15 protein-coding genes are annotated in these 12939 nt (G+C 64.8%); 3 read left to right on the top strand and 12 right to left on the bottom strand.

Annotated features, from left to right (window positions below):
* Positions 1 to 114 precede the first annotated feature (114 nt).
* Positions 115 to 1029, top strand: coding sequence for a nitrogen assimilation transcriptional regulator NAC (gene nac / locus LRX75_RS10395; protein ID WP_231814094.1), 915 nt, complete (start codon positions 115 to 117; stop codon positions 1027 to 1029).
* Between the two features lie 9 nt (positions 1030 to 1038).
* Here the strand turns inward: nac and LRX75_RS10390 are convergent, their stop codons facing one another.
* Genes LRX75_RS10390 through LRX75_RS10360 form a run of 7 tightly spaced genes read right to left on the bottom strand, consistent with a single transcriptional unit; the run spans position 1039 to position 6942 of the window.
* Entirely contained in the window at positions 1039 to 2241 is a 1203-nt protein-coding gene (locus LRX75_RS10390) for a pyridoxal phosphate-dependent aminotransferase (RefSeq protein ID WP_231814092.1), read from the bottom strand.
* 38 nt (positions 2242 to 2279) lie between these two features.
* Entirely contained in the window at positions 2280 to 3050 is a 771-nt protein-coding gene (locus LRX75_RS10385) for a 5-oxoprolinase subunit PxpA (protein ID WP_231814090.1), read from the bottom strand.
* A 14-nt stretch (positions 3051 to 3064) separates the two neighbouring features.
* Complete coding sequence (locus tag LRX75_RS10380) at positions 3065 to 4060, bottom strand: 5-oxoprolinase subunit C family protein (protein WP_231814088.1); 996 nt, start codon at positions 4058 to 4060, stop codon at positions 3065 to 3067.
* On the bottom strand, positions 4057 to 4752 hold the full coding sequence (pxpB, locus tag LRX75_RS10375) for a 5-oxoprolinase subunit PxpB (protein ID WP_231814086.1): 696 nt from the start codon (positions 4750 to 4752) through the stop codon (positions 4057 to 4059). The genes LRX75_RS10380 and pxpB overlap by 4 nt, the downstream gene beginning before the upstream one ends.
* Positions 4749 to 5156, bottom strand: a complete 408-nt coding sequence (locus tag LRX75_RS10370; RefSeq protein WP_231814084.1) for an acetyl-CoA carboxylase — start codon at positions 5154 to 5156, stop codon at positions 4749 to 4751. Before LRX75_RS10370 ends, pxpB begins: the two co-directional genes overlap by 4 nt.
* Positions 5153 to 6541 (bottom strand): acetyl-CoA carboxylase biotin carboxylase subunit, encoded by a 1389-nt coding sequence (gene accC / locus LRX75_RS10365; RefSeq protein WP_231814082.1) that lies wholly within the window; start codon positions 6539 to 6541, stop codon positions 5153 to 5155. Before accC ends, LRX75_RS10370 begins: the two co-directional genes overlap by 4 nt.
* Complete coding sequence (locus tag LRX75_RS10360; protein WP_231814080.1) at positions 6541 to 6942, bottom strand: acetyl-CoA carboxylase biotin carboxyl carrier protein; 402 nt, start codon at positions 6940 to 6942, stop codon at positions 6541 to 6543. Before LRX75_RS10360 ends, accC begins: the two co-directional genes overlap by 1 nt.
* 187 nt (positions 6943 to 7129) lie before the next feature.
* On the opposite strand from LRX75_RS10360, the gene LRX75_RS10355 reads away from it, so the two are divergent.
* Positions 7130 to 8059 carry a DMT family transporter gene (locus LRX75_RS10355; protein WP_338110306.1) on the top strand — a complete coding sequence of 310 codons (930 nt, stop codon included), beginning with the start codon at positions 7130 to 7132 and terminating at the stop codon, positions 8057 to 8059.
* A gap of 19 nt (positions 8060 to 8078) precedes the next feature.
* Here LRX75_RS10355 and LRX75_RS10350 read toward each other — a convergent pair whose 3' ends face one another.
* From LRX75_RS10350 to LRX75_RS10330, 5 genes are all read right to left on the bottom strand, one after another.
* Complete coding sequence (locus LRX75_RS10350) at positions 8079 to 8753, bottom strand: 4-carboxy-4-hydroxy-2-oxoadipate aldolase/oxaloacetate decarboxylase (protein ID WP_231814078.1); 675 nt, start codon at positions 8751 to 8753, stop codon at positions 8079 to 8081.
* 20 nt (positions 8754 to 8773) lie between these two features.
* Positions 8774 to 9505 carry an amino acid ABC transporter ATP-binding protein gene (locus LRX75_RS10345; protein ID WP_231814076.1) on the bottom strand — a complete coding sequence of 244 codons (732 nt, stop codon included), beginning with the start codon at positions 9503 to 9505 and terminating at the stop codon, positions 8774 to 8776.
* Entirely contained in the window at positions 9502 to 10212 is a 711-nt protein-coding gene (locus LRX75_RS10340) for an amino acid ABC transporter permease (protein ID WP_231814074.1), read from the bottom strand. The genes LRX75_RS10345 and LRX75_RS10340 overlap by 4 nt, the downstream gene beginning before the upstream one ends.
* The gene (locus LRX75_RS10335; protein WP_231814072.1) at positions 10212 to 10910 is read right to left on the bottom strand and encodes an amino acid ABC transporter permease; all 699 of its coding nucleotides are present in this window, start codon (positions 10908 to 10910) and stop codon (positions 10212 to 10214) included. The genes LRX75_RS10340 and LRX75_RS10335 overlap by 1 nt, the downstream gene beginning before the upstream one ends.
* Before the next feature lie 118 nt (positions 10911 to 11028).
* The gene (locus LRX75_RS10330) at positions 11029 to 11868 is read right to left on the bottom strand and encodes a transporter substrate-binding domain-containing protein (RefSeq protein ID WP_231814070.1); all 840 of its coding nucleotides are present in this window, start codon (positions 11866 to 11868) and stop codon (positions 11029 to 11031) included.
* Between the two features lie 124 nt (positions 11869 to 11992).
* Here LRX75_RS10330 and LRX75_RS10325 point away from each other — a divergent pair, with 124 nt between their 5' ends.
* Positions 11993 to 12931: a LysR family transcriptional regulator gene (locus LRX75_RS10325; RefSeq protein ID WP_231814069.1), complete on the top strand. Its 939-nt coding sequence runs from the start codon at positions 11993 to 11995 to the stop codon at positions 12929 to 12931.
* Positions 12932 to 12939 lie beyond the last annotated feature (8 nt).

Below are 12939 nucleotides of genomic sequence, written 5' to 3'. Positions count from 1 at the left end.
GCAGAACACGCTTGCAATGTCCCATGCGTCGATCTGCTAAGTGATGGATTTGGCTTTGAAATATCGGAGCCGGATTGTAGAGTGGCGGCGAGTGGGGCGATCTGTAGGCAGAACGTGGATATCAGACGGTTAAAATCTTTCATCGTCATCGTGGACACCGGCAGCATCACGCGGGCGGCCGACATCCTGCATGTCGCCCAGCCGGCCCTCAGCCAGCAGCTGGCCTCGCTGGAGGAGCACTTCGGCCAGAAGCTGCTGCTGCGCAGCCAGCAGGGCGTCAGCATGACGGATGCGGGCCATGCGGTGTATCGCCATGCGCAGATCATCCTGCGACAGATGGACCAGGCGCAGGCCGACGCCTCGGCCGCCGGAAATTCGCTTGCGGGGCGCGTCTCCGTCGGGCTCGTGCCCTTCAGCAGCGCGGCGACGCTGTCGGTCGATCTACTGGCCGAAACCCGCAAGCGGCATCCCGGCATTCTCCTGCATCTGACGGAAAGCGTCGGGCAGACCTATAGCCAGATGATCATGACCGGCCGTCTGGAGATGGCGCTGATCCATGGCGTCGGGCCCTTGAAGGGCGTGAAGTTCGAGCCGATCCTCAGCGAGGAATTCTTCCTCGTCGCCCATCCGAATTTCGCCATCGAGGCCGACGAGAAGCCGATCGCGGTCGCGGCGCTGGACGGCCTGCCGCTGCTGATGCCGCCGGCCTACAATTTCGTGCGTCGGGCGGTCGATACGGCCTTCACCCGCAGCCGGGTCACTCTGAAGGTCGTCGGCGAAGTGGAGATCGTGCGCACGCTTACCCGTGCCGTCAGCGACGGTCTCGGTGCGACGATCATGCCGAAGGCGATCGCGGACCGGATCGTGACCGAATCCGGCGAGCCGCTGGTCTGCCGCATGGTCACGCCGCGCATCGAGGAAACGCTGTCGCTCTGCGTGGCGGACGGCATGTCGCTGTCGGAACCCGCAGCCGCCGTGCGCGACATTCTGCTGGAGCTCACCGCGCGGCTGAAACTGCCGCGCGGCTGAGATCCGATATTACCGCAGATCGGCGCAGAACTGGGCAAGCCGGGCGCAGGCCTCTTCCAGCTTCTCCATGCTGGTGGCGTAGGAGATGCGGAAGAACGGGCTCATGCCATAGGCCGCGCCCTGGACGGTCGCGACGTGATGTTCCTCGACCAGCGTCATGACGAAGTCGGTATCCGTCTCGATTTTGCGGCCGCCCTTCGACGTCTTGCCGAGCAGGCCGGCGATGTTGGGGAAGATGTAGAAGGCACCTTCCGGCTTGTGGCAGCGGATGCCGTCGATCTCCGCCAGCTTGCCGAGCACGAAATCGCGCCGCTGCTCGTAGATGCCGGCGCGCTCTTTCAGGAGATCCTGCGGTCCGTCGAGCACGGCCACGGCTGCCGCCTGCACGACGGTCGCGGTGCCTCCGCCGTTCTGGCCGTTGACGTTGCTGATCGCCTTGATCAGATCCTTGGGGCCGCCGCAGAAGCCGAGCCGCCAGCCGGTCATGGCATAGGCCTTCGAGGCGCCGTTCATGGTCAGGACCCGGTCGTAGAGACGGGGCTCGACCTCGGCGATGGTGCAGAATTCGAAACCGTCATAGATCAGGTGCTCGTAGATATCGTCGGTCATGATCCAGACGTCGGGATGGCGCAGCATCACCTCGGCGATCGCCTTCATCTCCGCCCGCGAGCAGGCAGCGCCTGTCGGGTTGTTGGGAAAATTGAGAAAAAGCCACTTGGTGCGCGGCGTGATCGCCGCTTCCAGATCTCCCGGCCGGATCTTGAAGCCGGCCTGCTGCGGGCAGGCGACCGGCACCGGCACGGCACCGGCAAAGCGCACGATATCGGCATAGCTGATCCAGGACGGCGTGGGGATGACGACCTCGTCGCCGGGATTGCAAGTGGCGAGAATGGCGTTGAAGATCACCTGCTTGCCGCCGCCGCAGACGACGATCTGGCTGGCATCGTAATCGAGATGATTGTCGCGCTTGAATTTTCGCGCGATTGCGGCCTTCAGCGCCGGCGTCCCGTCCATCGACGGATATTTCGTGTCGCCGGCAAGCGCTGCGGCATGGGCCGCTTCTGTCGCATGGGCGGGCGTTGCGAAATCCGGTTCGCCGGCCGAAAGGCTGATGACGCCGATGCCCTGCGCGGCGAGATCGCGCGCGCGCTGGGTCATGGCGGCGGAGGCGGAGATGGAGACGTGTTTCAGGCGGTCGGCAATGGCGGGCATCGGGGTTGCGCTTTCGGTCTGTGTGGTTGGGGTTCGGATCAGGATTCGATGATCGTTGCGGCCGGGGCGACGGTCGCGCCGCTGGCCTCGACCTCGCTGCGGACGATCCGCGCGAGGTCGAGCGACCCCGGCGTGTCGCTGTGGACGAGGATGGAGCGTGCCGGCATGGCGCGCGTCGCGCCGTCGATGGTGGTCACGGTGCCGTGCCGGAGGAACTGGCGAACGCGGGCGCGCAGCGCGTCCTCCTGCTTGATGACGGCGCCCGGCAGGCCGCGGGCAACCAGCTTGCCGTCCGCATCATAGGCCCGGTCGGCAAGGAACAGCAGCAGCGTCTTCAGCCCGGCACGGGCGGCGGCCGTCGCGATGACGCTGTCCGGCATGGCAAAGACGATGAGGTTCGGATCGATGGAGCGGACAGCGTCCATCATCAGGTCGGCGAGCACGGGCTCGCGGTTGACCATAGTGCCCATGGCGGCGTGGAAGCTGATATGCGCGACGGGCACGCCCTCCCCTTTCGCCACCGCCGTCAGCGCGCCGAGCTGGTAGAGCATCTGCTGGCGAAGTTCGTCGTGCGAGGCGGGAATCTCGCGGCGGCCGAAACCTTGTCTGTCGGCCAGGCCCGGATGCGCACCGACACCGACGCCGTTGGCCTTGGCGAGCCGCACCATCCGCGCCATCGTTTCGGGATCGCCGGCATGAAAGCCGCAGGCGATATTGGCGGAGGAGACGACCGTCATCAGCGCTTCGTCGTCGCACAGCCTGTAGGGCCCGAAGCCCTCCCCCATGTCGGAATTGATGTCGATCTTCACGCCTTCTCCTCCTGTCATCGACCGGCCATCGCCGTCAGCGCCCGCCCGACCTGCCCCGCCGTGGTCTCGACGTCGCCGATATAGGCGGCAATCGCCTGATCCAGCATCCGCGCCTGCGCGTAGGTTGCGCGCACGAAGCGCAGACGGCTGCCGATGCGCGCCTGGCCCAGCCGCCAGAGATCGGCCTCGATGATGCCGGCGATCTTCGGATAGCCGCCCGCCGTATTGGCATCGCTCATCTGCACGATGGGCTCGCCGCCCGGTGGCACCTGAACGACACCGGCGACGATGCCGTGGGAGCGCATCTCGACCGGCTCGGTCAGACGGAGGGCCTGCCCCGAGAGGCGATAGCCCGTGCGGTCGCTCTGCGGCGAGATCTTCCAGTCCTCGCTCCAGAACCGCTCGGCATCCGGTCCGAACAGATCGTGTTCGCCGGCCGGCAGCGCCCGGATCAGCAGGGCGCCATCGTCGGCCACAGGGAAAAGCGGCGCCAGTTCGCGCAACGGCGGCACGACGCCGAACCCGCCTGCGGGGCGCAGGCCAGCGGCAGCAGAGCCCAGCCGAAGCACATCCCCCTTGCGCAGCGCGCGACCCTCATGACCGCCGAACGCCCCGCGCAACGACGTGCTGCGCGAGCCCATGACCGGCACGATATCGACACCGCCACCAAGGGCCAGATAGGCGCGGGCCGATGCCTTCGACGGCCCGATGTCGAGGATCTGGCCGGCGTCAGCCGTCTGCATCCACCAGGGCGGAAGCGTTTCCCCGTCGAGCGTCGCGGTGCCGCCACCCGTGACCGCAAACGCCGTCTTCTCCTGGAAACGGATGCGAACGGGAAAGGTCTGGAGTTCGACCCCTGCCGCCGCCGCATCGTTGCCGACGAGCAGGTTGGCGATCCTGAGGGCCAGCGGGTCCATCGCGCCGCTCACCGTCACGCCGATATCGCGGTAGCCCGGGCGGCCGAGGTCCTGGATCGTGTTCAGCGGTCCGGTGTCGACGATCTCGATCACAGCTCGATCCTTTCGGGAAGAAAGCGCACGATATCGCCCGGCGCCATCAGGGCGGGCACCGCGGCCGCGGGGTCGAACATCGGCAGGTCGGCAAAGCCGATGGAATTCCAGCCGTTCGGTCCGGTGAGAACCGCAACCCCGGTCTGCATGCCGCCGATGGTGACGCACCCCTTTTCCATCCGCAGCGACGGCACGGTCTTGCGCGGCATGTGGATGCGCGGGTCGAGCCCGTGCAGATAGCCGAAGCCCGGCGCGCTGCCGAGCGCGAACACCGTATAGCTGCCCTGATGGTGCAGCCGCACGACCTCCCTGTCGGAGAGGCCGGAGAGATCGCAGAGGGCTGCGAGATCGGTTGCATGCGCGCCGCCATAGTGAACGGGAATGTCGATCGTCCGGCCCGTGATGTCGATGCTTTCGGCGCGCTCCCAGGCCTTGAGCAGACGGGAGATCACGCCGTCGGGGTCTTCCGGCACGGCCTCGAAGATGGCCAGCAGATTGGTCATGCCCGGCACGGTTTCGATCACGTCGGGCCATTGCCGCACGGTCTGCGTCAGCGCCCAGATCCGGCGTTGCGCGGCCAGCTCGAACGCACCCGGCGCGTCGAACAGGAATGCCCGCGCGCCGATGGCGGAGATCCCGGGTCGCGACCGGATCAGCGGCCGGCTGGCAGGAGAGGTGGCGGCGCGGGTCATGGGCGGGCCTTGATGTCGAACAGGGGATCGCCGAAGCCGACGAGCGCATCGGCATCGCACAGGCACCGCATCACGGTGCAGGCTTTCATGGCTCTGACGGGCACCAGCACCGGCCCGACGCGCAGACAGGCAAGGATCTCGCCCGCCCGGACGGTTCGCGGCAGGTCGCTCGGGACGGTGCGAAGATCGAGCAGGCCGGCCATCGGTGCCGCGACGATATCGGCTGCGGCTGCGGCGGCAGGGCTGGCGTCGCGGTGCACCGTCGCGCGCGGGGGCTCGCCCGCCACGACCAGCCGCAGCGTGCGCGACGACTGCGTGATTTCGATGCCGTCCACGCCCGCGGCCGTCAGGGCGGCGGCAAGGGCGTCGAGGACAGCGGGGTCGGTGAAATCCAGCCTGCTCATGCCGCGCTCCGCTGCTTCAGCCATGTCTCGAGATAGTGAATGTCCGTGCCCCCGGCGGCAAAGGCCGCGTCGTCGAAAAGCGCGCGCAACAGCGGCAGGTTGGTGGCGATGCCGTCGATGCGCGTCTGCGCCAGCGCCCGGCGCATGGCGGCAATGGCCTCGGGCCGGCTCGGCGCATGCACGATCAGCTTGCCGATCAGCGAGTCGTAATAGGGCGGCACCTTGTAGCCGGCATAGACATGCGTATCGACCCGGATGCCCGGGCCGGACGGCAGGGCGATGCCGGTGATGGTGCCGGCGGCGGCCAGAAAGGTCTCGGGGTCTTCCGCATTGATCCGGCATTCGAAGGCATGGCCTTCGGCCGTCACGTCCTCCTGCCCCAGCGCCAGCGGCTCGCCCTGCGCCACGCGGATCTGCGCCTGCACGATGTCGATATCCGCCGTCATCTCGGTCACGGGATGCTCGACCTGAAGCCGCGTGTTCATCTCGATGAAGTAGAATTCGCCATCCTCGTAGAGAAACTCGAACGTGCCGACGCCGCGATAGCCGATCAGCCGGCAGGCGGTCAGGCACGCTTCGGCGACGGGACCGATGCGCTCGGGCGCGATACCCGGCGCCGGTGCTTCCTCCACCACCTTCTGGTGGCGGCGCTGCATGGAGCAATCGCGATGCCCGAGCCAGACGGCGTTTCCGTGCATGTCGCAAAGAACCTGGATTTCGATGTGGCGCGGATGCTGGAGGAATTTCTCCATGTAGAGCGCCGGGCTGCCGAAGGCCTGACGGGCTTCCTCGCGGGTCAGCGACACCGCGTCCTGCAGATGTTGCGCCGCAAGCACGACTCGCATGCCACGTCCGCCGCCGCCGCCGGCCGCCTTGACGATCACGGGATAGCCGATCTCCGCGGCGATGGCCTGGACTGCTGCGGGATCGTCCGGCAGCGCCGTATCCGGACCGGGAACGCAAGGGACGCCGGCCGCCATCATCGCGGATTTCGCCGCGATCTTGTCGCCCATGGTCGAGATCGCGGCGGCACTCGGCCCGATGAACGCCATCCCCGCCGCTTCGACGGCCGCGGAGAAAGCGGCATTCTCGGACAGGAAGCCATAGCCGGGATGAACGGCGCCGGCGCCCGTCAGGCGCGCCGCAAGGAGGATCGCATCCTGATTGAGGTAGCTTCTGCCGGCGCTGGCCGGGCCGATGCACAGGAAGGTGTCGGCCAGCGCACCATATTGCGCGTCCCGGTCGGCCTGCGAGCAGATCATCACCGTCTTGAGGCCGAGCTCCTTACAGGCCCTGAGGACCCGCAGCGCGATTTCGCCGCGATTGGCGATGAGGACCGTATCGAAGCTGCGCGCGTCCTGCGCGGTCGTGGCGCCGCCGGACATCAGCCGATCTCCGCCAAAAGGTCGCCGGCCTCGATCTCGGCGCCGTCTACGCCCGCGAGCCGGACGATGCGGCCGGCGCACGGCGCGGCAATGCTGTTGAACACCTTCATGGCCTCGATGATGAACAGCGTCTGGCCGGCCTCGACGGAATCGCCAACGGCGACGAACGGCTTCTCGCCGGGTGCCGATGCCGCATGCAGGATCCCGAAGATGGGCGCCGTCACCGGCGTCGCGCCGGTCTCCTGCGCGGCAGCGGCCGGCCGGACGACGGGGCCGGCGGTCTCGCCCGTCGTCTTCGTCCGGAAAATCCGGACCGTCGTATCCTTCTCGCTCACCGTCAATTCGGTGATGTCGGATTGGCCGACGAAGTCGATCAGGGTTTTGATTTTCGAGAGGTCCATTCGCCACCTGTCTGCAAGGTCCCGGCTCGCCGGCCGTCGCGGCGAAGGGTGCCATTCTTGCTACATCAGCGGTGGGGCGATGGGGTCAGACGAAGTTTTGATGGAGCGCATTTCCGGTTTCCGTCGACGGCGGTTCGTGGTGAATGGCGACCGGGAGGCCAGCTCGGGAGGTTTGGCGACGGTGGATATGATGAATCCCGCAAAAGGCATTCTCTTCAAACTTCTGGCCGCCCTCTGCGCGACCTTGATGGCGGCGAGCGTGAAGGGGCTGAACGGCGAGATCCCGACAGGGGAAGTCGTGTTCTTCCGGTCCGTCGGCGCGCTTCTGCCTCTCGGCATCTGGCTCGGCCTCCAGGGAAACCTTGTGGCCCTCACTCGCACGAAGCATTTTAGCGGGCACATCGTCCGCAGCATCTCCGGCACGGGCGGCATGTTCTTCGGCTATCTCGCGCTCGCCTATCTGCCGCTCGCCGACGCGACGGCGCTCAGCTATGCCGCGCCGCTCTTCACCGTCATTCTGGCCGCCGTGCTGCTGGGCGAGGTCGTCCGGGTCTACCGCTGGACATCGGTCGCGGTCGGCTTCACCGGCGTGCTGGTGATGCTGGCGCCGCATCTCGATATCTTCAAGGCCGACGCCATCGGCATGGGCCTGCTGCTCGGCAGTGCGGCGGGGCTGGTGGCGGCGTTCTTCTCCGCCGTGTCCTCTGTGCAGATCCGCCATCTCGCCAGGACCGAACAGCCGGGCGCCATCGTGCTCTATTTCTCGCTCGTCACCACCGTCATCGGCCTGGCGACGGCGGTTTTCGGCTGGACGATGCCGAGCGCCACGCAGCTCTGCCTGCTTCTGGCCGCCGGAATTTCCGGCGGCATGACGCAGATCCTGATCACGTTGAGCCTTCGCCATGCGCAGGCCTCGCTGCTGGCGCCGTTCGAGTATTCCACGCTGATCTGGTCCGTGGTCATCGGCTATCTCGCCTTCGGCCAGCTGCCCGTCGCCACCACGATCGCCGGCGGCATCATCGTGGCCGCCGCCGGCCTGTTTGCCGTCTGGCGGGAAAGCCGGCTGAAGCGGAGCCTGCAGATGGCAGAAACGGCATTGGCCACCGCCGAGGCCTGATACCCAGCGTCGTCTGAGATCAGATCTCCGACCGGAAGCCCTTGGCTTTCAGCACCGGCTCCAGATTGCTGACCTCGATCACCGACCTGCCCGCCTTGTAGGCCGCGATATACCCGGCTTCGGCCTCTTCCCGCTCCCGCGAAAGCCTCGCCACCGCCTGCGCCTCGCCACGACGGACGACCACGAGCCCGTCGGCATCGCCGACGATGATGTCGCCGGGATAGATCAGTTCGTCGCCGACGATGATGGGGTCGTTGACAGCTGTCAACGTCTCCTTGACCGTCCCCTTGATGCAGACGCTGAGAGAGAAAACGGGAAAGCCGAGATCACGCAGCTGCATCGTATCCCGCACGCCGGTATCGGTCACCAGCCCGCCGATCCCCTTGGCGAGACAGGCATTGGCGAGGACATCGCCGAAGGAACCGGCCTCTTCGTATGCACCGCCCGAGACGACGATGATGTCGCCCGGGCTGGCATAATTGATCGCCAGCTGCAGCATGACATTGTCGCGCGGTGCGCTTTTCACGGTAAAGGCCGGTCCGCACAGTTTCATACGGTAATCGACAGGCTTGATGCGCGACGACAGGGCGCCACGACGCCCCTGTGCCTCATGAATGGTTGCCGGCGAGAAGGGTGAAAGCGCCTTGATGTCTTCCGCGCTTGGACGCGCCGGGATTTGCTTGATATGGATCATGATCGGATCTCTCGACTGTTTCAATGATTGCGGTGGATGGAGGAGAGGAAGCCCCGCACATCGGGATGTGCTTCCTGGGAGAAGAACAGGTCGGGGCTGGCGTCGAACGTCAGTCGCCCGCTTTTGAGGAACCAGATGCGGTCGGCGACCTCGCGGGCAAAGCCCATTTCATGGGTGACGCACATCAGCGTGATGCCGCCGCCGGAAAGCTCACGCAGCAGCTTCAACACCTCGCCGACCATCTCCGGGTCGAGCGCACTGGTCGGCTCGTCAAGGATCAGGATCTCGGGCTTGAGGATCAGCGAGCGGGCAATGGCCACCCGCTGCGCCTGCCCGCCCGAAGTATCGGCCGGCAAAGACTGCGCCCTGTCGGCAAGGCCGACGCGCTCGAGCATGAGCATGGCCGTCGGCAGCGCCTGTCTGCGCGACTGCCCGCGAAGGCGACGCAGCGGCAGCATCACATTGTCGACGACCGTGAGGTGCGGAAACAGGTTGAACTGCTGGAAGACAAAGCCAATGCCGGAGCGCAACATATTCACATCGACGGACTTTGCGTGGATATCGCGCCCGGCGACCGTGATCCTGCCCGACTGGATCGGCTCCAGCCGGTTGACCGTTCGCACCAGCGTGGATTTGCCCGAACCCGAGGGACCACACAGCACGATGGTCGTGCCTTTCTCGACCGCGGCCGAGATATCGTGGATCACCTGCAGCGCGCCATAGCGCTTGGAGACGCTGTGAAACTCGATCATGCCACGGCCTCCACGACGACCCGGCCGGTTCGCCGGTTGGAAATACGCCGTTCCAGCACGCCCGTTGCCTGGCTCAGTGCAAAGCAGAGGACGAAATAGGTGGCGGCGAGAATGCCGAAGATCTGCAGGGGCTTGGTGACCTCGTTCGAGTTGACCTGGAGCATGGCATAGGACAGTTCCGGCACGGCGATGATCGAGCCCAGCGAGGATTCCTTGATGATTGTCGTCAACTGGTTGACGATGCCGGGGATGACGTTGAACAGCGCCTGCGGCAACAGGATGCGGAACGTCGTCGGGATGTAACCGAGACCGAGCGCTTCGGCCGCCTCCATTTGTCCTTTCGGAAGGCCTTCAAGGCCCGAGGCGATGATCTCGCCGAGATAGGCTGTCTGATAGATGACGATAGCGATGATCAACGTGTAGGTCGCATCGATCGGTATGCCAATGACGACGGGAAGCGCAAAATAGGCCCAGAAGATCAGAATCAGCAGCGGAATGGCGCGCACGCAGTGCACGAAACCGCTGGCCAGTCTTTTCAGGGGCTTGTTTTGTCCCGTTCGGGCGAGCGCGATGAGGACGGCGCAGGGAAACGTCACGATCAGACTGACGAAGGAGATGATGAGCGTCATCGCCAGACCGCCGAGCTTGCCGTGCGGATATTCGCCGATGAGAAGGAGGACGCCGTATTCCTGAAGGATGTCCAGCATCACTTGACCCTCAGCCGGTAGCGTGTGGACAGGAAAGACGAGGCCCACATGATTGCGAACGAGATCAGCATGTAGATCGCGGTGACGACGCCATAGGCCTCGAAGATCCGAAAGGATTGTTCCTCGACATAGCGTGCCTGATAGCTGAGCTCGGCCACGCCGATACCGGCGGCAAGGCTGGTACCTTTGAACAGGATCAGGGTCTGGCCAAGCAGGGCCGGCAGCGCCAGCCGCCATGCCTGCGGCAGGATCACCCATTTCATGGCGCCGAGATAGGTCAATCCGATGGCGCGGGCGGCTTCCATCTGCGCAGGGTGGATGGAGCGAAGGCCGCTGCGGAAATCCTCCGACATATAGGCCGCCTTGTTCAGCGCCAGCGCCACGATGGCATAACCGATCTCGGCACCGACATCGTTGAGGTAGTCGTTGACGACATCGGGCAGCACCACGGCGAAGCCGAAATACCAGACGAACAGCTGGATCAGGATCGGCACGTTGCGATGATACTCGACGAAAGCTGCGACCAGGAACTGCGTCGGCCGGAACTCGATGGCCCGCACGACTGTCAGAAAGATCGCGAGGATCAGCCCCAGAACCCAGGAAATGACGAAGAGAACCATCGTCGTCTGGAGCCCTTGCAGAATGAGATCGAAATACTCGCCCTGAAGAACCTTGCTGAAATCAAGCTGATAGCCCATGGGAATACCATTCTGCCTCTCACGGGATGCACGTTTCCACGCGCATCACCGTCGCCGTCCTGACCTGTGGGACGGTTGCGCGCCTGAAGGCCGCGGAACCGTCATTGCCGGGAATGTCTCAGTTGGTGAACCAGGTTTCCTGCGGCTTGCCGAATTCGAATTTCCGGGTCGCCTTCAGATCGCTGTCCTTGCCCAGCCACTTGTCGTAGAGGGCCTGCCCCTCGCCGGATGTTTCCAGAGATGCGAGAAAGGCGTTCGTCGCCTTGACGAGTTCCGGCGATCCCTTGCGGAACGCAAAGCCGGACGGCATGGACAGGAGCGGCTCGTCGAGGAAACGGAGCTTGTTGATATCCGCCCCGGCATTGCGCTCGACCGCCTTGCCTTCGGAGTAGCGATAGACGGTTGCCTTTACCTTGCCCTGTTGCAGGGCGAGGAACGAGGCCGCGCTCGTCTCGAAGGAAAGAACACGGGCGTCCGGAAGCCGCTTCTCCGTGATCGGGATCAACACCGAGCCCTTGACGAGGCCGATGCGCTGGCCTGCGAGATCGTCCACCGTCTTGATATCCGATTTGTCGAGCACCACGAAGTTGAAGTCTTCGGCGATGTAGGCACCGCTGAAATCGACCTGTTCGGCACGTTGCTTGCTGTAGCTGAGCAGCGATGCCAGGATATCGACGCGCCCCTGCGTCAGTTCCGCCATACGGGTCTGGGGAGAAACGGCGGTGAGCTTCGCCGTCACGCCGAGCGATTTTGCGAGCTTCTGGCAGATCTCGATTTCGTAGCCGGCGGGCTCGCGGGTCTTCACATCCTGAAAGCCGAGCGGCGGCGAATTGGTCAGCACGCCGCAGTTCAGGGTTCCCGCTGCCTTGATATCGTCAAGCAGTTCAGCCTTTGCGGTCACCGACAGAGAGACCGCGCCAGCAAAGATAACGGCTCCCAGAATTCGATTCATGTTCATGTCGATCCTCCCAAACAGCGCATCCTCTCGCTGGTAGGGTGAGATTTATCCGTTGCCGGACATTCGAACAAATATATATTGAGGATAATAGATATATTCATTCTGTATGGACGGATCCGCGACCATGACGCTCGACCTTTTGAAGATGCGGTACTTCAGCAAGATCGCGGAACTCGGCTCGTTTACCCGCGCAGCCGGCGAGCTGGGTGTCGCGCAGCCGGCCCTCAGTTCGCACATACGGACACTGGAGGAGCAGCTCGGCGTTCTGCTGCTCAACAGGACGCCGCGCGGCGTGACGGCGACGGCGGCCGGCCAGACGCTTCTGGCCCACGCCCAGGCGATCCTGAGGGCCGTCGATCAGGCGGAGGTCGCGACGAAGGAGCAGGCAAAATATCCGAGCGGCGACGTGTCGCTGGGCATTCTCGGCTCGATCAGCCCGATCCTCGGCATTCCTGTCATCCAAGCGTGCGCGCAGCGCTTTCCCAAGGTGCGACTAACGATCAGCGAGGGGGACAGCCAGGCGCTGCGCGTCGGGGTGGATACGAAACTCTACGATCTTGCCGTCACGCTGGAGGGCGTTGCCAAGCCGGCTGCCATCCCCTTGTTCGACGAGGTGCTGTTTGCCATAGGCGCAAACGGTCAGTTTGCCCCCGGTGAAACGCTGACGATCGAAAAGGCGCTCGGCCTGCCGCTGATCCTCCCCACACGCAGACACGGGATTCGTATTCTTCTCGAGCGACAGGCGCTGATGCTCGGGCGCGAGATCAATATCATCCGCGAAATCGAAGGCGTGGCGAGCACGAAAGCCGCCATCCGCGCCGGACTGGGCGTCACGATCCTCGGGCGTGGTGCCGTCTACGCCGATCACGAGAACGAACGTCTGTCGACCGCGACGCTGGTGAAGCCCGGCCTCCAGCGCCGGCTCGTTCTCGATATGCCGGTCAACCATCCGCCCAGCCGGGCCGTCATCGAGGTCCGCAACATCGTTCTCTCGGTCGTGGAGAGGCTGGGGGCCGAGGGTCACTGGAGTTGCACGGGTGTCAAGTCCGAGAAAAGCCGGTAAAGAAAACC

This window comes from Rhizobium quercicola (assembly GCF_021168455.1).
GTDB lineage: Bacteria > Pseudomonadota > Alphaproteobacteria > Rhizobiales > Rhizobiaceae > Ferranicluibacter > Ferranicluibacter quercicola.
Note: the sequence above shows the minus strand (reverse complement) of the source record. Positions and strands in the feature narration are given on the sequence as shown.